Origin of the sequence: Paenibacillus tritici, from assembly GCF_013204885.1 — a bacterium.
In the GTDB taxonomy this organism is placed as follows: domain Bacteria; phylum Bacillota; class Bacilli; order Paenibacillales; family Paenibacillaceae; genus Paenibacillus_AQ; species Paenibacillus_AQ tritici.
The window spans coordinates 1-22,406 of record NZ_JABMKX010000016.1 but is presented as its reverse complement, the minus strand read 5'-3'; the positions used below and the strand labels follow the sequence as shown (position 1 = coordinate 22,406).

Sequence of the window (22,406 nt, the reverse complement as noted above, 5' to 3'; positions counted from 1 at the left end):
GAAATCAAGAAATCTGGTGACAACAGCGGCCGGAAGTCCAAATGTTCACCGCAGTGACGATGTAGCTTCAAGTGCAAAACTTAAGTGCTTCCTATATAACACGAACATCATTCGCAGGAGGAATAGACATGCAAATCACAAGACATCCCAATAATCCGATTGTCGTCCCGGGCGGCTATGAATGGCGCAAGGTTACCGTCTTCAACCCTGCAGTTATCATTGATAACGGAAAATTCTATATGATCGAGCGTACCGCCGGTTCCCTGACTCCGTGCAAGAACTATCTGGGGCTGCTGGAGAGCGAGGACGGCGTAAACTTCACCCATGTGAAGGATGAGCCGATTGTCACGCCCGATATGCTGGGATTCCCGTACGGCAGTGTGCAGGACCCGCGGATTGTCAAAATCGACGGAACCTTCTACCTGAACTACGCCCTGCGCCCCTGTGCCATGAGTTATTATCCTACCGGGGCAGGCGTCCCTGAGCGTTCTATTCCAACCTACCCGGATGGATGGGGAGAAGAGGAGGGCCACTGGCTGACCCGTTCCTCCATCCTGAAGTCGGACAATCTGCTGGACTGGGAGTTTGTTGCGGACACGACACCGCTGGATATCAATGACCGGGACAACATTCTTTTTCCTGAGAAAATAAACGGCAAATTCGTACTCCTCCGCCGTCCCGAGGAATATGTGGGCGAAGCCTACGGAACAGAGAAGGCGGCCATGTGGATTACCTACTCAGAGGATCTGGTGAATTGGGAAGAACCTAAGCTGCTTGCCACCGCCGGGAACCTCTCCTGGGAATCGCGCAAGATCGGAGGCTCGACGCCTCCCATCCGTACAGACAAGGGCTGGCTGGTGCTCTATCACGGCGTAGATGAGGAGATTGTCTACCGTGTGGGGGCCATGCTGCTGGATCTGGAGCAGCCGGAGAAAATCATTGCCCGGACCCATAATTTCATTATGGAGCCGGAGACCTATTACGAGAAATTCGGGTTCCAGATTCCGAATGTTATTTTCCCGACAGGTAATGTAGTCAAGGACGGGCTGCTCTATATCTATTACGGGGTAACGGACACAGCGATTGCGCTTGCCACCGTGCCGCTGGATGAGCTGGTAGAGCATATTCTTAAGGAAGCGGAGTAACCGTTCAGCGCCAGACTTAAACTAGTGCAATGGGCGCGATGAGGCCTGAAGGACTATAAGAGTGAAGTCATTGGGCCAGATGTATGCGGAAAACCGAACACAATTCGCCCAGCGCGGCGGTGTGTGGGCCAATGTATGCGGAAAACCGAACACAATGTGCTGGCGCGGCGGTGTGTGGGGCAATGTATGCGGAAAACCGAACACAATGTGCTGGCGCGAAGCGGGTGCTTGACTCGTTCCCGGCAGAATGCAACTCCTTAATAGGCGTCATAGGCATCATAAGTATCATAGGCGGCATAGACGTTATAGGCACTATAGACATAAATGTTGCACGTTTTGCAGCTTTGCTTCATAGATAGTCAGGTGTACGGGCGGATTGTTGCATAGAATACAAGAATACGCTAGTTAAACCGCCTAAGGTAGGCACAATCCTGCCTTTTGTGCAACAATTCCGGGTTCGGGTGGATAGGATGAGGGCAATGTTGCATTATGTGCAGGATTTTATACAAGGTTACCCGATTTCTGCCGCGAAAAGTGGATCACACCAGGGAATTCCAGCGCAACAGCCGCTGCCCCGGAAATCTGCTGTTCACAGGGTTGAAGGAAGCTCCGCCCGGAAGTCCGCTGTTCAGAGGGTTAAAAGATGCTCAGCCCGGAAGTCCGCTGTTCACAGGGTTGAAGGAAGCTCTGCCCGGAAGTCTGCTGTTCACAGGGCTCAAAGAAGTTCCACCCGGAAGTCCGACTATTCACAGGGTGAAGGATTGGCTGTATGCCACAATCTTTAAGCTTAGCCTATTCAGACAGGTCGGACGGAAGCTCCGCCCGCCTTATACCGGTCTTTTCGCAGTGGTCCCCTTCAAGGCATGTTCCTTGCGGTATTGCCCAGGCGTCAGACCGGTTTCTTTTTTGAACTTGCGGATGAAGTTCGGCGCATCCAGATAACCGACCTGCTCGATAATTTCCTTGAGCGGGGCACTGGTGTTCTCCAGCAGCCGGATCACCTCATCCACCCGCAGCTGCCAGATATATTGGGAGAAATTGCTGCCGGTTTTCTCCTTGAAGCTCCGGCTTAAATAAGAGGTTGAAATGGCAAACTTCAGTGCCACATGCTCCAGGCTGAGGGTGTAGTCAGCGAACTGCTGGTCCACGTAAGCCAGAATGTCGTCCATGAGAGAGGACTCGCTGGTCTCCGTGTTCCGCTCAACCTGCGCGCAAATGGCAGCAGCCAGCGAGAGCAGCCGGCTCTCCAGCTCCTCCAGTGTCTCGAAGGAGGTCAGCTCGGGCACATTGGTGAACACCTCATCCATACCAAGCTCGGAGGCAGTACGCAGAAAAGCGTTCAGCAGATCGAAGCAGATGCAGCGCAGCAGATGGACCTGCAGCGGCTCATCCTTGATCGTATCAATCGTGTCGGCGATCATCTGGGCCGCAACCGATTCGTTGCCCTGCTTCAGACTCTGCTCCAGCTTCAGCATGGATTTGCGGGGAATCCAGAAGCTCTCGCCAGCGGCCGGGTTCAGCTCTGCCAGCTGCTCGAAGTAGGTGACCTGGCCGCTGCGCCGGATCATCCGGTGCTCCAGGGCTGCGGCTGCTTCAATGAAGGATTGGTTAAGCCGGGCCAAGTCTCTGTAGGCCGTGCCGACACCGATACTCAGAGAGAGCTGCGAGTGTTCGCGGATCACCGCTTGAATGGCTTCAATAACCTGCTCCATCCGGCCCTGAACCGGCAGCGCCCCTTCGCCGGGAAGTGAAATAATCAGGGCAAACTGGTCTTTGACCGAGAATTCAATCCCGAAGATCTGTGCATCCGGACCGGGCAGGCAGATATTGCTGAGCATCTCCTGCAGCAGATGGCGTTCCTGCCAGGACTGCCCGCCCGGAGCCGCATCATCCCAGGACAGGATTGCCGAGAAATACAGGCCCTGCTCCTGTGGATGCCGGAAGCCTGCGCTCAGGATCATCTGTTCAATCTCAGGATCATCCGGCTTGCCGTGTTTGAGCAGCAGCAGCATACACTGGTTGCGGACAAAGGGCTCCTGAAGATCAATTCTGGCACTGTAATCATGCAGCGTCTGGCGGATCGACTCCCATTCGTTGCGGAGCTTGGAGGCCTCATTGCCGCTGCCTTTCAGCTTGGCGAATTCCATCAGATCCCGGATCGGATGGTATTGCCGTTTGGCCAGCAGCAGGGCGGCGGCGATGCCGGTAATGACCGTGATGCAGAAGACGATCAGGATCAGAGTCTGGACCTGGGCGACACGGCTGAAGAACTGGAAGCTTGGCATGGTGGTTACATAGGTCCAGCCATTCTCTTCCGACTTGACGGACACCACGGAGTATTGTTCCCCGTCCAGCTCCAGATTGTGAATGCCCGGCTCCAGGACGGATATCGTCTTAAGCTCGTCCCCGGGGAGGCTGACGCCATGGCTGTTCGCAGTCAGCACCTCGCCGGAGGGGCCGAAGATATAGCTGCTCCCCGAGAAATCACTCAGAATGGAATCCATGACTCCGGTCAGATTGGATTCCTTCATCAGATAGACGACTGTCCCGTAAGGGAAGGGGTCATTGGGTTTCACGGGGACGAGCATGGCGAGCATCGGCTCGACACGGGAATTGACAGTCACATTCTCAGCAGGGCGCACCAGCGGCTGCCGGGTCTCATTCAAGTCCCGCCGCAGGTCCCCGGTCGTCCAGTGCTCGAACTGATAAAGGGTATCGAAGGTAACATGAAGATCCGCCAGACCGCGGTAAGAATAGATATTGGAATCACCATGGAAATAGAGGAACAGATCCTCGGCAATGCTGCTGCTGGCCTTGTAATTCGCCAGCGCCTGAATGGCCTCCAGGCTGTAGTAGGGATGCCGGACCATATAGGGGGTCAGATGCTTGTCATAGGCGATTCTGCCCGCGACTTCCTGAAGCTCATTCATGCGGTCGTCTATGGTGCTCTTCACCTGATTAAGCTGATTGACATTGGATTGTTCAATTTCGACCCGCAGGCCTTTGACGGCGTTTTCATAGACGAAGATGGTAACACCGGTCAGCGGGATAAGGAACATGAGGATATAAGAAAATGCATATTTCAGCAGCAGCCTTGATTTGAAATGGTTCCAGCTCAGCCGGAACCGGCTCAGCAAGGATGGCTTGAGTGCCGGATTTGCCATGAAGCAGTCCCTCCAGTATTAAGATATTCGGATTAGAATGATTGGGATGAACAATCGTTGATCGTAAATCACAGTTCTCTTCTGGATCACACTTGTGCTAATATAAACATTATAACATTATAATCTTTGGAGTGAACAATAAGAACTTAAAGGACAGCAAACTCGTTTCTGCTTATTAAATATAAGGATGTTAAGGGTTCATGTCATTAATCATTTTTTTGTATTTCTTTTAAATCGCATGGATTGACGAAGGAGATGGGATAAGTGGGCACAGAGAATGTGCTGCGCAATTTGCAGCTTGTGGACGGCCGGGTAGTGGATATTTCCATTCAGGACGGGATCATCACCGCGATTACACCGCCAGGCCAGGCTGAAGGCGGGAACGGGCTGGACTGCTCCGGGTTATATGGTTCCAGCGGATGGATTGATCTGCATGTGCATGCTGTGCCGGAGCTTGATCCCTATGGTGATGAGATCGACGAGATTGGGGTGAAGCAGGGCGTGACCACTCTGGTGGATGCCGGAAGCTGCGGGGCAGACCGGATCGGAGATTTCTATGCCAGGAGTCTGAGGGCGGCCACACGGGTGTTCGCTCTGCTGAATATATCGAGAATCGGGCTTGAACGGACCGACGAGCTGTCACAGCTGGAGTGGATTGACCGGACCAGGGCGCTTGCGGCGGCAGCGGCGTATCCTGAATTCATTGTCGGCCTGAAGGCCCGCATCAGCCAGAGTGTCGTCAAAAGCTCCGGCATTCAGCCGCTTAAGCTGGCCCGCACACTGTCAGAAGACACGAAGCTTCCGCTCATGGTCCATATCGGCTCCGCTCCGCCCGCTATCGCTGAAGTGCTGGAGCTGCTGCGGCCGGGCGATGTGATCACCCACTATCTGAACGGCAAATCCAATAATCTGTTCCAGGCAGACGGCACACCGCTGCAAGGGCTGCTGGATGCAGTGGCCCGGGGCGTTCATCTGGATGTCGGACATGGCACGGCGAGCTTCTCCTTCCGGGTGGCCGAGCAGGCGAAGGCGGCAGGCATTCCGCTGAATACGATCAGCACCGATATCTACCGGGGCAACCGTCTGAACGGTCCGGTGTACAGTATGTCGGATGTGCTGACGAAATTCCTGTATCTCGGCTACAGTCTGGAAGAGGTCATCCGGGCGGTCACCGGCAGCGCAGCAGCTTGGCTCGGCAAGCCGGAGCTTGGGCAGATCAGGGCCGCGCAGCAGGCGAACCTGACCTTGTTCGCCCTGGAATCGGGCGAGAAGCGGCTCACAGATTCGGAAGGCGATGTCCGGACGACGCACCATTATATTGAAGCTAAAGGAGTTTTTATCAATGGATCACTCATTACAGGCTAAATATGGATTGAAGCGTGTGATTAATGCCAGCGGAAGAATGAGCATCCTGGGCGTCTCCGCCCCAACGGATTCGGTCATGGAGGCAATGAAACAGGGCGGGCAGCAATACGTAGAGATTGCCGATCTGGTGGACAAATCCGGGGACTATATAGCCCGTCTGCTGGGCTGCGAAGCGGCGGTTGTCGTGAACTCTGCTTCCAGCGGCATTGCGCTGTCGGTAGCAGCCGTCGTGACCGCCGGAGATCCGCGGCTCAGCCTGCGCCTGCACCAGGAGCCGGTGCTGAAGAATGAGGTTGTTATGCTGAAGGGCCATAATGTGCAGTATGGAGCGCCGGTTGAGACAATGGTATTCCTTGGCGGCGGCCGGGTGGTCGAAGCCGGATACGCGAACGAAGGCCGGAAGGAGCATATTGAACAGGCCATCGGTGAACATACCGCAGCGATTCTCTATGTCAAATCCCATCACGCCGTCCAGAAGAATATGATCTCTGTGGAAGAGGCCTGGGAGGTTGCACAGAAGAGAAGGGTGCCGCTGATTGTGGATGCGGCAGCGGAAGAGGATCTGCACAAATATGTCCGCTATTCCGATCTGGCCATTTACAGCGGCTCGAAGGCTGTGGAAGGTCCAACCTCGGGTATTGTAGCGGGCAGGAAGAAATACATCGAGTGGCTGAAGGTTCAGCTGCACGGGATTGGCCGCAGCATGAAGGTCGGCAAGGAGACCACCTTCGGACTGCTCCAGGCCTTGGACGAATATCAGCACAAGGCTGACAACAGTGAACGGGAGAAGCAGGCACTGGAGGCGCTTCAGCCGCTCGGCAGACTTCCCGGAGTCACAGTCCGCATCGTACAGGATGAAGCGGGCCGGGCCATTTATCGCGGACGCATCCAGATTGAAGCCGCTGCTGCGGGAATGGACGCAAGGGAGGTCAATGACCTGCTGCGGGAAGGTGAGATTGCCGTGTATACCCGGGACTATGGCGTGAAGCAGGGCTTTTTCGATATTGATCCAAGGCCGCTGCAAGGGGATGATCTTCAGGTGATCGTCAGCAGAATCAATGAAATCTTAGGGGGAAACCAAGAATGAGCAATATTCAACAGCGGTTCTATAAGAAGAGAGCGGCACTTAATGTACTGGCCGGCAGTATCGGGAACGCCAAGGATATCTATGAGGCTGCGGAAGGGCATGTGCTGGTAGGCGTACTCTCCAAAAATTATGCCACCGCCGGGGAAGCCGCCGCAGCCATGACCGAATATGGCCGATCCATCGAGGATGCCGTATCCATCGGACTCGGAGCCGGAGACAACCGCCAGGCAGCGGTTGTGGCGGAGATTGCTTCCAGCTATGCGGGAAGCCATATCAACCAGGTATTTCCGGCAGTGGGAGCCACCCGTGCTAACCTGGGAGTAAAGGATAGCTGGATTAACAGCCTGGTCTCTCCCTGCGGACAGCCGGGTTATGTCAATATATCGACCGGACCCGTCAGTTCCGGGATGGGGCAGCAAGCAATTGTTCCGGTGCAGGCCGCCATTGCCCTGGTTCGTGACATGGGCGGGAATGCGCTCAAATATTATCCGATGCAGGGGCTGAAGCTGGAGGAGGAGTACCGTGCGGTGGCTAAGGCCTGCGGCGAGGCCGGGTTTGCGCTGGAGCCAACGGGCGGAATCGACCTGGATAACTTCGGGCCCATTCTGGAGATAGCACTTCAGGCAGGCGTGCCGCAGGTGATCCCGCATGTCTATTCCTCGATTATAGACCCGCAGACGGGCAGCACGAAGGTGCAGGATGTCCGTACACTGCTTGGTATCATGAAGCTGCTGGTGGACCGCTATGCCTAGAGTCGCTGCCTTTGGCGAAGTGATGATGCGGCTGCAGGTTCCGGGTTATGAGACGTTGGCCCAGGGCAGCAGGCTGGAGTACTCTTTTTCCGGCAGCGGGGTGAATGTAACGGCGGCGCTCTCCAGATACGGCTATAACGGTGCGCTGATCACAACCTTGCCGGAGACTCCGGTGGGTGAAGCGGCGATGGCTTATCTTCGCAAGCTTGGGGTGGATACCTCGCTGATCCGCCGGGGCGGGAAGCAGCTGGGGATGTATTTTCTGGAGAATGGGTTCGGTGCCCGCCCCGGAAGAGTCACGTATACAGACCGGCTGGGCAGCAGCTTCAATACGGCAGATGCAGAGAATTATGATATGGCGGCGCTGGCCTCCCGAGTGGATGTCCTCCATTTATGCGGCATTACGCTGGCTATGAATGATGGGGTGCGCCAGCAGATGAAGCGGCTTGCCGCGGAAGTGAAGAGTGCCGGGGGCACGGTGGTATTTGACTGCAATTACCGTCCGGCGTTATGGGGGGAGGATGGCTATGCCAAGGCCCGCCCGCATGTGGAGGAGCTGCTTGGCCTGGCGGATCTGGTGCTGATGAACGAGAAGGATGCCCAGTACATTCTTGGTGTCGTGACCGGAGAATATGATAGAATAACACAGTTGAAGCAAGCGATTCCCGCAGTGGCGGAGCGCTTCGGAATCAGGACGGCAGCGGGGACCCACCGTGAGATCAACGCTGATAATACGCATTCCCTGACAGGGTATATTTATCATCAGGGAACGTTCCGGTTCTCGCGCAAGCTGACCTTCCCGGTCTATGACCGGATCGGTGCCGGGGATGCGTTCGCCAGCGCGATCATCCACGGTGAATTGCAGCAGTACCCGCAGCAGCAGACGGTGGACATGGCAGCGGCAGCGGCAATGCTGGCCCACACCATCCCGGGCGATACAGCGCTGTTCACCGAGAGTGAGGTACTCCGGGCGTTGTCAGACCGTAGCTTAGATGTTGAAAGGTAGTGAATGAGAGCGTGTCTCTGAAACGCAAGCAAGGTCCCTTATATCAGCAGATCCAAAAGATCCTCAAAGACCGGATTCTGCACGGGGTATATCCTCTGGGGAGCATCATCCCCTCCGAGCCGCAGCTGGAAAAAGAGTTTGGCGTCAGCAAAATGACAGTCCGCGGCGCGGTTCAGGAGCTGTCGCAGGAAGGTTATGTGCAGAAGAAAAGTGGTGTCGGCACGATTGTAATGCGTAATACCTCCTACCAGAAGCTCTCCAAGGGCAAACGGTTCACAGAGCTGCTGGTAGAAGCGGGGCATAAGCTGGAAAAAAAACTGCTGGACTCCAAGCTGGTTACCAATGATCCCGGGACGGAGGAATACAGCCGTTACGGGCCGTATTGCCAGCGGATTGAGCGGCTATATATACTGAATGGACAGCCTTATATTCATCTGACCCACTTCTTGACTGCTGCTGCCCTGCCCGGCGGAGGTACGGCGGAGATAGGTGCAGACATTCAGTCGCTGTATGACTCCCTGGAGGAGAAGAACATTGTACTGGAGAACTTCAAGGACCGGTTCTTCGTAGAGCAGGCACCTCCCGAAGTATGCCTGCTGCTGGCGCTGCCGCCGGGCACGCATGTACTGGTGCGCCTGCGCAACTCCTACGACGGGGAAGGCAGGCTGATTGAACACAGCATCGGCTGCTATAACACAGAGCTTCATCATTATCTGGTCAACTACGACACCTGAAGCTGTTGTTTCTTTGGACAGATGTACCAGCCACAAGAGAGGTTAGAGGGATATCCTTGCACTTAGCCCCGCTGCTTGCAGCGGGGTTTTTGCCTTCACTATACTTAATAAAACACAGTGAATTAATAAGAATTTTATCTTTTCAAATGACATGGTTTGTGAGAGAATAGGTACAATTCTTTATTGTTAACGTTTGCCATTATTGATTTTAGAGGAGGAAATACCCATGTCAGAAGAGCGCAAGCTGTCATTTGAGACCCTAGCCGTTCATGCAGGCCAGGAGATTGACCCAACTACTTTAGCCCGTGCCGTGCCGCTGTATCAGACTACATCCTACGGTTTCCGGGATGCGGAACATGCTGCTAATCTGTTCGCGCTCAAGGAGTTCGGCAACATCTATACCCGGCTGATGAATCCGACCACCGATGTGTTTGAGCAGCGTCTTGCCGCGCTGGAGGGCGGGGCCGGGGCACTGGCTACGGCTTCCGGAATGGCGGCCATTTCCTTCTCTATTCTGAATATTGCCGGAGCCGGGGATGAGGTTGTATCCTCCGCAAGTCTGTACGGCGGAACTTATAATCTGTTCTCTACAACGTTGCCCAAGCTGGGGATTCAGGTGAAGTTTGTGGATTCCGATAATCCGGAGAACTTCCGTGCAGCGATTACGGACAAGACCAAAGCGCTGTACGCCGAGACCATTGGCAACCCGCAAGGGAATGTACTGGATATCGAAGCAGTGGCGGCTATCGCCCATGAGCATGGAATTCCGCTGATTGTGGATAATACCTTCCCAAGCCCGTATCTGCTGCGTCCGATTGAACATGGTGCGGACATCGTAGTGCATTCGGCAACCAAATTCATCGGCGGCCACGGCACTTCCATCGGCGGGATCATCGTGGACGGCGGCAAGTTCGACTGGAAGGCCAGCGGAAGGTTCCCCGGACTTACCGAACCGGACCCGAGCTACCACGGGGTAGTCTACACTGAAGCTGTAGGCCCTATCGCTTATATCATCAAAGCACGGGTACAACTGCTTCGCGACCTCGGCGCGGCCATCTCCCCGTTCAACTCCTGGATGCTGCTGCAAGGACTCGAAACGCTGCATTTGCGTATGGAGCGCCATAGCCAGAATGCACTCAAGGTCGCCCAGTACCTGGAGGCGCATGATTCTGTGGAGTGGGTAAGTTATGCCGGACTGCAGAGTCATCCATCCTATGAGCTGGCGCAGAAATATCTGCCTAAGGGCCAAGGGGCAATCCTGACCTTCGGCATCAAAGGCGGGGCAGCAGCAGGGGTGAAGCTGATCGAGAATGTGAAGCTGTTCTCCCATCTGGCTAACGTCGGTGACTCCAAGTCGCTGATCATCCATCCGGCCAGCACGACCCACCAGCAGCTGTCGGAGGAAGAGCAGGCGACAGCCGGTGTTAATCCCGAACTGCTGCGCTTGTCCATCGGTACGGAATCCATTGACGATATCCTCTATGATCTGGAGCAGGCAATCGCTGCCAGCCAGCAGTCTTAAGGGGAAGAGCAGAAGCGCGCTATGCCGCTAAGCTCATATCCCGGAAACCTAGCTCCTGACAGCATTGGATGAGAAAAAATTACCGACCACTGTGTTATGCAGAGTTTTGCTGCATGATACGGTGGTTTTTTGCTGAATATGAGCATGTATAGGTTTCACACCATAACTCTTCCTTCTATTTCTCGCGGAAACGGTGCCGTCCCTAAAAGGACAGCAAAGCCGTTTCCGCTAGATACATAGAAATCCGCATAAGCCGCCAAGTTTGCGCCCATAATCACACATTATCCATACTGCTGTGATCCATGCGGACTGGAGAGTTGTTCGTTCAGCCGGGTGCTCTTCCCGCCAGCCGTTCGCACTCTGGCGCTTTTAACTAACCTATTCAGCCTCATTTTCAACTCCACATGACTCCATAACGGCCACTAAGTCCGCAGGCGAGCAACAAAGGTATCTTTTTTGCAAAATAAAGCCCTTAGGCTTCACATAGGTAGTCTATGTTTGTTGGTTTAGGATTGTTGATCTTAGACTGTTGGTGTTCTATTGTATTTCGTACAGCAGATACACTCTAAATCAGGCGCGAAATGGAATCTGTTGCAGTTCGTACATCAGAATTGAGGGGACTCGCTGTTTTTTGGCTGTATGCAGAATATCTATTGTATGGAATACATCAGAACGGATTTTAACGCAGAATATTACGGAATCTATTGCAGAAAGTGCATTGACCGGACAAAACTGAGCAACTAACTGCATACAAGTAAATACCAAGGTAGTTGTCAGTTACCCGTAATATTCATTTGATACCGTTTGCATATTTCAGCTCCTTTGCCAGTATTTATAGATTGAAGCCTCGTAAAATGCTGGTAGCATCTCCTCCAGGGGAGCGCAGCGGCAGTAATCCAAAGTTAAAAAGGTGGGTGCGATGATGAAGGGTGAACGCCAGCAGAATGATGATCCAAACCAAGAGGAGCGCCTGTTCAAGTATAGTACCGGCGACCGGACCATTGGCATGGAGATGAGCCAGTCCGCATCTGTAGCTTCCGCCGCCGCGGAATTTCTTGCCGAGAGGGATCAGCGTAAGAGTAACGGGAACATGAGCCGGACTTATTTCCGCCGTCCGGGGGAACGCCAGCCTTTTTTGGTGCTGCGCGATGGCAGGGGCGAACGGTCAACTCCCAGGGAGGAGCCGGGGATCTACCCGGCCGGGCCTTGTCTGATCCGTGCAGAGGAATGGCTGCTGGAGCCGGAGCTTGCTGCGCTCTATTCGAGCTGGATGTCATGCGCAGAAGACGGGCAGGCTGAGCGTATCCTGCAGCGAATCTATCACCGGCTGCGGGCCGCCGCCGGAGTCCTCCTGGAGTCGGCGGACGGCGTCTGGGCCGCAGTCGCTCTGCCCTATACGCCGGAGCTCGCCGCCTCCCCGGCCAGGCTGGCCGCTCTGCAGGATGCGCAGCTTGACGCGCTGTTCGCCGCCGTCGCGGAGAGCCAGCGGCTGGGCAGCGACAGCCGCGTAGACCTGCTGGCGCCGTACCCCGCCAGCAGAGCCGAATTCGCGGCGCAGCGCGAATTCATCGAGGGTGTGGCCGAGCAGACCCTCGGCCACGCTTACGCGGCAGCGTGCCGCATCGGGGCGCTTCTCGCCCCCGATGTGGAGCGCGCTGCCGCGGGGGAAATCGCGCGCATCGCCGATTTCCTGGTGCTGGACGGCGCGGCCGGCGAAGCCGCGCCGGAGGAGAACGCCGCCGAGGGCTTCGCCACGGCGGCGGCTGAGGTGCTGGCCGCCGTGCGCCGGGCACGGCCGGCGGCGGCAGTGCTCGCCGCGGGGGCACCGGCGGCGTACGCGCTGGCTGATCTGTATGAGATCGGCATGAGCGGGATCTTTTGCAGCGCAGCCCTGCGGACTGAAGCGCTGCTCCGGGCGGCCTGCCTGACCTGGATCGCCCGGCAGGACAATACCGACGCTGCCGCCGGAGGATGGCAGTAGCTGCCGGAGAGGATGGCTGCTGTCCCTGATCCCATCGCGCCTATACTATAACAATAACCCGATTCCACCAGCCATCTAGGCTGCGGCGGAATCGGGTTTTATTGTGCCTGCTTATGGCCTTCAGACTAACTGGCTGCTGCTAGCGAAATCCTGCACTAAATACAACATTCCCCGCGTTAAGTCGGCTCTAACTCAGGATTGTTGTAAGAAATGCAGCATTTCTCATCCCCCAAACCGAGGAGCGAGCCAATTCCTGCATTTTGTGCAACATTCCACTCAAACGCCCGGGAGTAGGTAATCAAAGCTGCAATTAGTGCAACAGTTCTCCTACGTGACCAGCCATTTAGGCTGCGGCGGAATCGGGTTTTATTATGCCTGCTTATGGCCTTCAGACTAACTGGCTACTGTTGCCGAAAACCTGCACCAAATCTCCTTCGTGACCAGCAAGCCTCCTAATCTAGCAGTCCCCCTAATCCAGCATTCCCTAACCCAACCGTACCGTTGCCCCTCCGGGAATCCGGCAGGCTTCGCCCTCTACGGAGATCCATACCTCCACTGCCGACGGGTTATAGACCATATCCTGGGCAGCGGAGAAGCGCAGTCCCTGCACAGCGGACAGGTAGTCGGCGATCTCGATATTGGTGGCATACCAGATCTCTGCATGGCCGCCCATCATAGCGGCGAACTGCTCCAGCTCCTCCCAGTTGCCGTCGTCGTTGAATTCATAGCTGTGTCCCCAGACATACAGCAGCTGCATATGCGGGAACCGGGGCTGCTCCTCCAGGAACTTCTTGCCCAGGTCCAGCATCTCCTTGTGGTGGCAGGTAGGATGCCAAGCCAGCAGATTGTCCGGCAGGCTGAAGTTGCCATGCGACTTCACTGTGCGTGAATATTCAATCCCCAGCGCCGGAAGCACACTCAGCACCTGATCACTGTAGTTGCCGAACGGATAGGACATGCCCCTTACGGGATAACCGGCGATTGCCTCCAGATGTCTGCGGTCCTTCAGAATCTCTTCGGCGATGCCCTCACGCGGAGTCATGGAGAGGAAAGGATGAGTGCTGGTATGTGCTGAAATCTCATGTCCCTCATAGAGCGCAGCCACTTCGTCTTCCGTGATATAGCCTTCATTGCCGAAGAACCCCGAATTCAAATGGAAAGAGCCCTTCAGCCCATGCCCGTTAAGGATCTCCACAAGACGTCTGTCGTGGATTCTTCCATCATCCCAGCTTAATGTGAGCGCTTTAGCAACACCGCCGGGGAAAAGATCAAACTTGATTCTCATTACCTGTTACCCTCCCTGATTTCTCTTATGTAGATTGAACTGGAAATTTATAATGCGGGATTTGTTCCTGACTCCGCAGAGGCCTTGCTCTTCCGGGCGCTGCCAGTCTGCGGCTTCCTCTAAGTCACTTCTCCCATTATTAAATTTACAGGTCCAATCTATATAGAAAGTGTTCGTGAGCATGTACTCCTTCTACTCATGTACTCCTCCAACTGAATACGGCTCCAATAAGAACAATGCCAGAATAGAGAGCGATTAGCAAGATTCTTGTTAATGGACGGCATTGCGCCGCTTGACTACACTGAGGTGGCGAACAGGGTATCCGCGCAGCAACAGGCCCTGGTCAGGACATTCACAAGGGGGAACATGATGAAGACCGTATCACGGACCGTACTCAAAGGGCATATCGGCCGCGTCATTGAGCGGATGAAGGATATGAGAGGCTCCATTCAGGAAACGGCGCCCATTGGCATCATCTCGATGGACAACTGGGAATGGCCGCAGGGGGTTGGATTATTTGCCTTATACAGCTATTACCGGGAAACCGGGGAGCAGGAGATTCTGCACTACCTGACCGGCTGGTTCGACAGCAAGCTTGACGGGGGTATTCCGGTGAAAAACGTCAATACCATGTGCCCGATGCTAACCTTGAGCTATCTGGCGGAGGAGACCGGACGCGCGGATTATCTGAAGCTGTGCCGGGAATGGCTGGATTATGTGCTGAATGAGATGCCCCGCACAGAGGAAGCGGGCATTCAGCATGAGGTTACGGGCAGCCCGAATCCCGGGCAGCTCTGGGATGACACCCTGTATATGACGGTGCTGTTCGTAGCCCGGATGGGGATTGTACTGAAGGAGGAGGAATGCATCCAGGAGAGTATCCGCCAGTTTCTCGTCCATCTCAAGTACCTTACTGATCCTGTCACAGGACTATTCTTCCACGGATGGACCTTCGAGGGGGGCCATCACTTTGCCCGGGCCTTGTGGGCGCGCGGCAACTCGTGGTATACGGCGGGGCTGGTGGATTATCTGGAGATGGTGGAGCTGCCGCCGGGTGTGAGCAGCTTCCTACTCTCTTCACTGGAGCGGCAGGTGCGCAAGCTGAACGAGCTCCAGGCGTCGGAGGGCGCGTGGCATACCCTGCTGGACGACAGCAGCTCCTATCTGGAGACCTCGGCTACCGCCGCTTTTGCTTATGGCATGTTGAAGGCGGTCCGGCAGGGGCTGCTGGATGAGAGCTGCCGCCAGCCTGCCATGGCAGCTCTTCACTATGTGCTGGGGCAGATTGACGAAGAAGGGATCGTACAGGGAGTATCTTACGGGACGGGCATGGGCGCTACGCTTCAGGACTACCGGGAGATCCCCGTCTGCCCGATGCCCTACGGGCAATCCATGACCCTCCTGCTGCTGGTGGAGGCGATGAAGCATGTATAATTCCTCCAGCATTAATTCCGCCAGCACCAGGGGTCTGCCGGGACTGGACCGGATTGCGTTCCATAACGTCGCTGAGCTGGAGCCGGCAGCAGGGAATGGCGTGTATCTGCGCCGTGTTCCCCGCAGCGTCAGGGAGCATCTGAATGAGCGGGGCCGGTTCATCGCCGGGGAAGCGGGCGGCTGCGAGCTTCGTTTCGTCACAGCGGCCCCGAATATCCGGGTAACCCTGTCTTTGCCGGAGACGGATGGCTGTGTGACCGTGTTCAAGGGCGGGCTGTTCCATTCCAGGCATGAGCTTCAGGCGGGGACGATCCGCACGCTCCAGTTAAGCGAGCCGCCGCGGCTGGCGATGGCTGACCGCAAGCGGCTGATGGGCACAGGCTTTGCGCCGGAGGTATGGCGGATCTGCTTCGGACGGTATGCCTGCGTGGTCAGCGGCATCGAGACCTTCGGCCATCCGCTCCGCCCGCCTCAGAAGGGGGAGACCCCGCTGAAGCGCTGGATCGCTTACGGCTCCTCCATTACCCATGGAGAGAACAGCAGCCTGCCGTACATCGGCCAAGCGGCAAGAAGGCTGGCTGCCGATGTGCTGAATCTGGGCATGAGCGGCTCCTGCCACTGTGAACGGGAGATGAGCAATTATCTGGCGGCGCAGCAGGACTGGTCGTTCATGACCCTGGAGCTGGGTGTGAATATGCGGGATCACCTGTCGGCGGACGAATTCCGCGAGCGGACCGGCTATCTGCTGGACCGGCTGGTAAGCGGGCATCCGGAGAAGCCGGTGGCGGTCATTACGATCTACCCCAACTTTGCCATGTTCCCCGGCAGCGGGATTGCGGAGAAGGACAGCCGGTTCAACGACATTCTGCGCAGCCATGTAGAGCGTCTGTCCCACCCCAAGCTGCACCTGATTGAAGGAGAACGGGTGCTGGATGACCTTAGCGGGTTGTCCTGTGATCTGATTCATCCCGGGGATGACGGACATATCCGGATGGGGGAGAATCTGGCCCGGGAGCTGGGCGGAATCCTCTAACCCCAGACTGCATAAGGGTTCTGCGGCGATTAACAGGTAAACTGAATATTGCTCTAACCGGCTGGAGCGGCTATGGTGAGGACATGAAACGGCCATTTCAGATCAACAGTAACAGGTGTCACAAGCAAAGGCAGGCAAGCGAAAGGAGACACCGAGATGAAAGCGAATTCAGCCAGCGAAGCGGTGCTGCGGATGGACACTCCCCGGCAGACGGGCAGCAGACGCAAACGCTTCTGGCAGACCCGCCGGTTCAAGAACAATTTGCCGCTGTGGGTCATGTTCGTTCCGGTTATCGCGTTCTATATCATTTTCAAATACACGCCCATGCTGGGACTGGTCATTGCCTTCAAAAATTATACCTTCTATGAGGGGGTATGGGGCAGCCAGTGGGTCGGCATGGACAATTTCACCAATCTGTTCACCCAGGCACAATCGGTGCAGATTATCCGCAATACGCTTGTGCTTAGTATATTGTCAGTGCTGGTCAGCTTTCCGTTCCCGATTGCCCTGGCGATTATGCTGAATGAAGTCCGTAACAAATATTTCAAAAAATCCGTTCAGACGTTAGTGTACCTGCCGTATTTCTTCTCCTGGGTCATTGTCGGAGGGCTGGTGGTAACGATCTTCGCCCAGACCGGTGTCGCCAATGTGCTGGTGGAGAAGCTGTTTGGCAAGCCGTTTCCGTTCCTCTTCGAGGAGTGGTCCTGGGTATCCATCTTCCTTGGCTCGGGCATCTGGAAGGATGCGGGCTTCAATGCGATTATCTATCTGGCTGCACTGACGTCCATTGACCCCAGCCTCTATGAAGCGGCGAGTATGGACGGGGCGGGCAAATGGAAGCAGATCCGCAACATCACTTTGCCCGGGATCAGCCCGACCATCGTCATCATGCTGATTCTCGCCATGGGACGGGTGATGGAGGTAGGGTTCGACCATGTATACGTGCTGCAGAACTCGATTGTATCGGGGATCTCGGAGGTTATAAGTACGTACATCTACGCGATAGGACTACAGGGAGGGCAGTTCAGCCTGACCGCTGCACTGGGAATGTTCGATTCCCTCGTGGCGCTGACTCTGGTGCTGATCTCCAACGCCATTGCCCGGCGCTTCAATAAAGGCTTGTGGTAACAGGAGGACACTATGCAAAGTACAAAAGGTGAAAAGGTATTCTACGGCTTCAATTATCTGCTGCTGACGCTCGCAGGCATTCTGTGTCTGCTGCCGCTGCTCCATCTGGCCTCCCTGTCCCTCAGCGGCAAGGATGCCGTACTCTCCGGTTTTGTCACGTTATGGCCGGTGGAGTTCACCATCAGCTCGTATACCATGCTGTTCGAGGGAACGCCGGTGGTGCGTGCTTTTGGCAACAGTCTCCTGATTACTCTGGTCGGTGTGGCGGCCAGCATGCTGTTCACGATCTTCGCCGCCTATCCCTTGTCCCGCCGTGACTTCTACGGAAGACGCACGCTGACCCTGGCGATTGTGTTCACGATGCTGTTCACAGGCGGCCTCATCCCGACCTATCTTGTGGTCAGCAGTCTCGGGCTGGTGGATTCCTACGCGGCACTATGGCTGCCCGCTCTGGTCAGCACTTATAATATGATGATCATGCGGTCTTTTTTCGAGAACATACCGGAGGAGCTGGTGGAAGCGGCCAGAATTGACGGCTCCGGCGAATGGCGGCTGCTGGCAGGAATTATTCTGCCGTTGTCCCTGCCTGTGCTGGCGACGATCGGACTCTTTTACGGCGTGTATTACTGGAATTCGTTCTTCAATGTAATGATCTATATGAACAGTCCGGAGAAAATCAATCTGACGGTGCTCATCCAGCAGATGGTTAAGAGCCAGTCTGTCCTGCAGGAGCTGAATACGATGAACTCGCAGGAGGCCGTCAATATTACACCGGAGGGCATCAAGGCCGCCGGGATTATGGTGATGGTCATTCCGATGCTGGTTGTGTATCCGCTGCTGCAGCGGTATTTTGTCAAAGGCGTAACCATCGGGGCCATCAAAGGCTGATCCTTGCTGCTCATATCCGTAACTACAAGAACATCATTCTAGGAGGGTCACATTCATATGTCCAAACCACTATGGCTTAGCCAAAAAACCGCTGCCGGAGCAGCCACCCTGATGCTCGTTATCGCTGTCACAGGCTGCGGCGGCAATCATGCTGCTTCCCCGGGCGGAGAGTCGAACAAGGAAGGAGCCTCCGGGAAACGCGGGTCCATCACCGTCTCTTTGTATGACCGCGGCACGGTACCGGCTGAAGAGGGGACGATGAGCGACAACCGCTGGACGAAGTGGGTCAATGAGAACGGGCCGGTGAACGTCAAATACGTTACGGTTCCGCGTTTTGAATCCCTGCAAAAGTTCAATGTGCTGTTCGCGTCGAAGTCTGCCCCTGACCTGATCTTTGAATTTGATACCGCTTACCAGGGGCAGCTCTACAACCAGAAGCAGCTCCTTCCGCTGGATGACCTGATTGCGGGCAGCAGTACGGAATATAAGGCGATGCTGGAGAAGTATCCGGCGCTGCGCAAGGCAGGCACAATGGCGGACGGCAAGCTGTACACGGTGGGGCGTCCGATCCAGTTCGGCCCGCAGCATTACCTGTTTATCCGCAATGACTGGCTCAAAAAGCTGAACTTAGAGGTTCCCACTACCCCGGAGGAGCTGCTGAAGGTGGCAAAAGCGTTCACTGAGCAGGACCCGGACGGCAACGGCAAAGCGGATACGCAGGGAACCGGACTCAGCTTTGTAGCCGGGATTATTCTGAACAACATGTTCGGCACCGGATTTACGCTGTTCGGCGAAGACCAATATCCTTGGGTACTGGAGAATGACAAGGTTGTACATGACTGGGACCGGATCAAGGCGGCAATCTCCTTCCAGAAGGAGCTGTATGCAGCGGGTGTGGTGGATAAGGATTTCGTCACGGATAAGAACGGCGAGAAGCAGAAGCAGGATTGGATCTCTGGCAAGCTGGGGATTTACGGCGGCAACGGTGCCGATGTCAGCACTTATGAGACGCTGAAGAAGAACTCCCCTGAGGCCGAGGTGATTCCGATTGCCTTGCCGACGACAGCATTCGGCCAGTTCAGCCCGACGCTGACCTCTCCGATCCAGATGACCGGCATGGTGAATGCGGCGGCCAAAGACCCGGAATCCGTGATGAAGATGATTGATTTCATGGTTACAGAGAAATACACCACCACGATTCAGAACGGTATTGAAGGCGTGCATTACAACAAAACCGCCGACGGCCGGGCTGAGGTGATTGATCCGGAGAAAAACAAGAAGGAGCTGGAGTACAACCGTGATATGGGGATGCTCACTCCGCTGATCGGCAAGAATTACGGGCTGAAGAACAAGGTGAACCCTACACCGGCTGAACAGGATTTCATCGCAATCTATGAAATGGCCGAGAAGCTGTACATGAACCCGGACCGCCCGATTGTCGGCATTACGCAAAAGGCCTTCCTGCCGCTGCTGCCGCAGGACCTGACCCAGATCAACACCAATGCGAATAAGACGATCCTTGACCGGGCCATGCAGGCCATCGTCAGCCCCGATCCGGCTTCGGTGGACCAGTTCATTGAGGAAGCCAAGGGAGTCTGGGAGAAGGCCGGCGGAACCAAGGTCGATGAGTTCTATGCAACCTGGTATCAGGACAATAAAGCGGATGCTATCATGCTGAAGGATATTTATGAGATGGGCAAGCAGCTAAGCGCGGCTGAGTAATTGGTGAATTCCAGCATAGGGGGCGGGCGGAGTTGAATAATCAGGTCAGAGAGATTCTGGAGCAGAGCTATGCTACTGCCTCGGAGGATATTGTAGTCGAGGAGGGGCTGGTCCGCTACGACTGGCCGGGTCATACCCGGCAGGTCTCCAAGCTGCCGTACTGCCACGAAGCCCGGTTCTCGGCGGGGTATTATGCTTACGGCACATTGCTGGGCCGGCTGGATGAACAGGCCGGGCTGGAGATGCTTGAAGCCATTGCCGGGCTGCAGTTTACAGACCCGGAGCATCACGATTACGGAGGGTTCCTCTGGTACCGGGAGGAGAGCGTGATTCAGGATTCCAATGCGGCATTCTTCATCCTCATGCCGCTTGTCGTTGTACGCCTCTGTGCTCCCGGTGTATTGCCGGCCAGTCACCTGGAGGTGATCGGGCGGATGTTCAGCCATGCGGCGGCCTGGTTCTCCAAGGAATGCCGGGCACCGGAGCTGTTCTACCCGAACAAGACGATGAGCGACGGCGCGATGCTGCTGGCCATCGCCCACTTCCTGGAGGAGCCTGCGTATCTGGAGACCGCAACCGGATACTTCCGCAGATGGGAAGAATATACGGTCCGCCGGGGCTGGGGCTGGGGGGAGAACATCAGCCTGGTCTATCAAGGGGTGATGATGAACGCGCTGAGGATTGCCGGTTCTGTACTTCAGCAGCATGACCAGGAGCTGGCCGGACGGCTGTCAGAACGGATGGAGACACTGAAGAACATTCTTGTCTTCCATGACGGGGAGGAGCTGGTTCCGTCTATCCGCAGCTATAACTTCCGGGGAGAGACGAAGCGGGCAAGCCTGCTGTGGCCGATTGCGGGGGTGACAGGGCTGGGCCGTCTGGCAGAGCAGAACTTCTCGCTTAATGATGCGGCGACGCTGCTCCTGTTCGAGGAAGATTTCCTTCAAGGAAAAGACTCTCCGTCTGCGCAGCCGGTACCCAGGGTTCTTGAGGAGCGGATATTCGATGCCGCCCGTTCCTATACCTGGATCGGGCGGCATACCCGCCTAGGCAGCATCAACCGCTTCCCGGTCATGCCCGGAAGCTACCAGCATCCCGCCTGGGGGCTGGGCTGGCAGAGCTTCCCGGTCAGCTTCAGCGTAAGGGACCAGCAGGTGTCCTATCTCCGCTGGTACGTGGATGATTCCGCAGCCGTGCGCACACATCCGGCGGAGGATTACCGCACGGCCTATCTGATGCCTGCGCTATTTGCGGAGCCGCTGTACCCGGAGGTGGAGACACGTTCGGCCCAGCAGGGGAATGCCCTGCTGGTGGTCCGCAGCATGACCCGGCTGCATAACCGGGCAGCGGAGCTTACAGATGAATGGGTTATCCACCGCTATGACGGAGAGATAGCGCGTGTAATGAATACAGCCGGAGACCGGGAATGGCTGGTGCTGCATTATCCGGGCTGTGCAGTGGCGGTCACAGCGCTGAGGGGTATTGGTGCCGGGGCGGAGGCCCGCGCCGGACTGCCTGTCACAGTGGTGCGGGAGGAAGGGAGGATCAGGCTCCGCCAGGTCCTCTATTCCGGGGACAGCACCGTTCTGGCGTTGCCCCGCCTGGAAGCGGGCTGGGCGGTGATCTGTCTGGACGAAGCTGCCGAAGCGGGCGATGTCCGCAGGCTGCTGGATACGGTGCAGATCGAGGACTCCGAGAGAGAAGACCGTGAGGTGCCGCGGGAGCCTTGGGCCCGGGTGCGGAACATTGTGCTGGCGGCAGGCAATCAGCCTCCGGTTCAGCTTACCGTTGATCCATACGCACCGTAACCACGCAGTTCAAGCGGTGAGCATTCCTGTTCACTGTTGTTACATGCATGGCACTATAACCAATCGCATGCTTGAAGGTTTGCCGTGTCCCGATTATGGTGCAAGTAGTATGCTTAATTGCACTCTGTACAACTAAATTGTCCGATATACCGCTGAATCGCAGTTTAGCTGTATTTCATGCAATTATACTGCCGCCTGTACCCGGTTTCTCACCCATTCGGGCAGATTTAGTTGTACAGAATAGAGCGACCGAGCCTAGGTTGAGTAACTTAGCAGGTGGAATCCCTGCTTGGAAAGGCGAAAGCCACGCCACCAATAGCGAGTCTTGGAGCAGCAGGGGTAACCCTACCGT

General features: G+C 55.9%; 16 protein-coding genes. 14 read left to right on the top strand and 2 right to left on the bottom strand.

The features are described from left to right. Positions 1-128 precede the first annotated feature (128 nt). Complete coding sequence (locus HQN87_RS24715) at positions 129-1,145, top strand: glycoside hydrolase family 130 protein (RefSeq protein WP_173138776.1); 1,017 nt, start codon at positions 129-131, stop codon at positions 1,143-1,145. Positions 1,146-1,972: 827 nt separating this feature from the next. Here HQN87_RS24715 and HQN87_RS24710 read toward each other — a convergent pair. Continuing rightward, positions 1,973-4,309 (bottom strand): helix-turn-helix domain-containing protein, encoded by a 2,337-nt coding sequence (locus HQN87_RS24710; RefSeq protein WP_173138774.1) that lies wholly within the window; start codon positions 4,307-4,309, stop codon positions 1,973-1,975. Positions 4,310-4,573: 264 nt separating this feature from the next. On the opposite strand from HQN87_RS24710, the gene HQN87_RS24705 reads away from it, so the two are divergent. From HQN87_RS24705 to HQN87_RS24675, 7 genes are all read left to right on the top strand, one after another. Beyond that, complete coding sequence (locus HQN87_RS24705; protein WP_173138772.1) at positions 4,574-5,674, top strand: amidohydrolase/deacetylase family metallohydrolase; 1,101 nt, start codon at positions 4,574-4,576, stop codon at positions 5,672-5,674. Continuing rightward, positions 5,652-6,761 carry a DgaE family pyridoxal phosphate-dependent ammonia lyase gene (locus tag HQN87_RS24700; RefSeq protein WP_173138770.1) on the top strand — a complete coding sequence of 370 codons (1,110 nt, stop codon included), beginning with the start codon at positions 5,652-5,654 and terminating at the stop codon, positions 6,759-6,761. The genes HQN87_RS24705 and HQN87_RS24700 overlap by 23 nt, the downstream gene beginning before the upstream one ends. Continuing rightward, a complete protein-coding gene (gene dagF, locus HQN87_RS24695) occupies positions 6,758-7,513 on the top strand; it encodes a 2-dehydro-3-deoxy-phosphogluconate aldolase (protein WP_173138768.1) in 756 nt (251 codons plus the stop codon). The genes HQN87_RS24700 and dagF overlap by 4 nt, the downstream gene beginning before the upstream one ends. After that, positions 7,506-8,519 carry a sugar kinase gene (locus HQN87_RS24690; protein WP_173138766.1) on the top strand — a complete coding sequence of 338 codons (1,014 nt, stop codon included), beginning with the start codon at positions 7,506-7,508 and terminating at the stop codon, positions 8,517-8,519. Before dagF ends, HQN87_RS24690 begins: the two co-directional genes overlap by 8 nt. A gap of 11 nt (positions 8,520-8,530) precedes the next feature. Then, positions 8,531-9,253, top strand: coding sequence for a GntR family transcriptional regulator (locus HQN87_RS24685; protein WP_436836493.1), 723 nt, complete (start codon positions 8,531-8,533; stop codon positions 9,251-9,253). Positions 9,254-9,479: 226 nt separating this feature from the next. Beyond that, the gene (locus tag HQN87_RS24680) at positions 9,480-10,775 is read left to right on the top strand and encodes a homocysteine synthase (protein WP_173138762.1); all 1,296 of its coding nucleotides are present in this window, start codon (positions 9,480-9,482) and stop codon (positions 10,773-10,775) included. A gap of 919 nt (positions 10,776-11,694) precedes the next feature. Beyond that, positions 11,695-12,756 carry a hypothetical protein gene (locus HQN87_RS24675; RefSeq protein WP_216857440.1) on the top strand — a complete coding sequence of 354 codons (1,062 nt, stop codon included), beginning with the start codon at positions 11,695-11,697 and terminating at the stop codon, positions 12,754-12,756. A gap of 484 nt (positions 12,757-13,240) precedes the next feature. On the opposite strand, the gene HQN87_RS24670 is transcribed toward HQN87_RS24675, so the two are convergent. Then, positions 13,241-14,041 carry a polysaccharide deacetylase family protein gene (locus HQN87_RS24670; RefSeq protein ID WP_173138758.1) on the bottom strand — a complete coding sequence of 267 codons (801 nt, stop codon included), beginning with the start codon at positions 14,039-14,041 and terminating at the stop codon, positions 13,241-13,243. Positions 14,042-14,314: 273 nt separating this feature from the next. Here HQN87_RS24670 and bglB point away from each other — a divergent pair, with 273 nt between their 5' ends. The 6 genes from bglB (at position 14,315) to HQN87_RS24640 (ending at position 22,054) form a co-directional block, all read left to right on the top strand. After that, the gene (bglB, locus tag HQN87_RS24665; RefSeq protein ID WP_254075650.1) at positions 14,315-15,475 is read left to right on the top strand and encodes a beta-galactosidase BglB; all 1,161 of its coding nucleotides are present in this window, start codon (positions 14,315-14,317) and stop codon (positions 15,473-15,475) included. Next, on the top strand, positions 15,468-16,508 hold the full coding sequence (locus HQN87_RS24660; RefSeq protein ID WP_173138754.1) for an SGNH/GDSL hydrolase family protein: 1,041 nt from the start codon (positions 15,468-15,470) through the stop codon (positions 16,506-16,508). Before bglB ends, HQN87_RS24660 begins: the two co-directional genes overlap by 8 nt. Positions 16,509-16,664: 156 nt before the next feature. Next, entirely contained in the window at positions 16,665-17,636 is a 972-nt protein-coding gene (locus tag HQN87_RS24655; protein ID WP_173138752.1) for an ABC transporter permease, read from the top strand. Between the two features lie 12 nt (positions 17,637-17,648). Further along, positions 17,649-18,524: a carbohydrate ABC transporter permease gene (locus HQN87_RS24650; RefSeq protein ID WP_173138750.1), complete on the top strand. Its 876-nt coding sequence runs from the start codon at positions 17,649-17,651 to the stop codon at positions 18,522-18,524. 57 nt (positions 18,525-18,581) lie between these two features. Beyond that, complete coding sequence (locus HQN87_RS24645; RefSeq protein ID WP_173138748.1) at positions 18,582-20,246, top strand: extracellular solute-binding protein; 1,665 nt, start codon at positions 18,582-18,584, stop codon at positions 20,244-20,246. A gap of 32 nt (positions 20,247-20,278) precedes the next feature. Beyond that, positions 20,279-22,054 carry a hypothetical protein gene (locus tag HQN87_RS24640; RefSeq protein WP_173138737.1) on the top strand — a complete coding sequence of 592 codons (1,776 nt, stop codon included), beginning with the start codon at positions 20,279-20,281 and terminating at the stop codon, positions 22,052-22,054. Positions 22,055-22,406 lie beyond the last annotated feature (352 nt).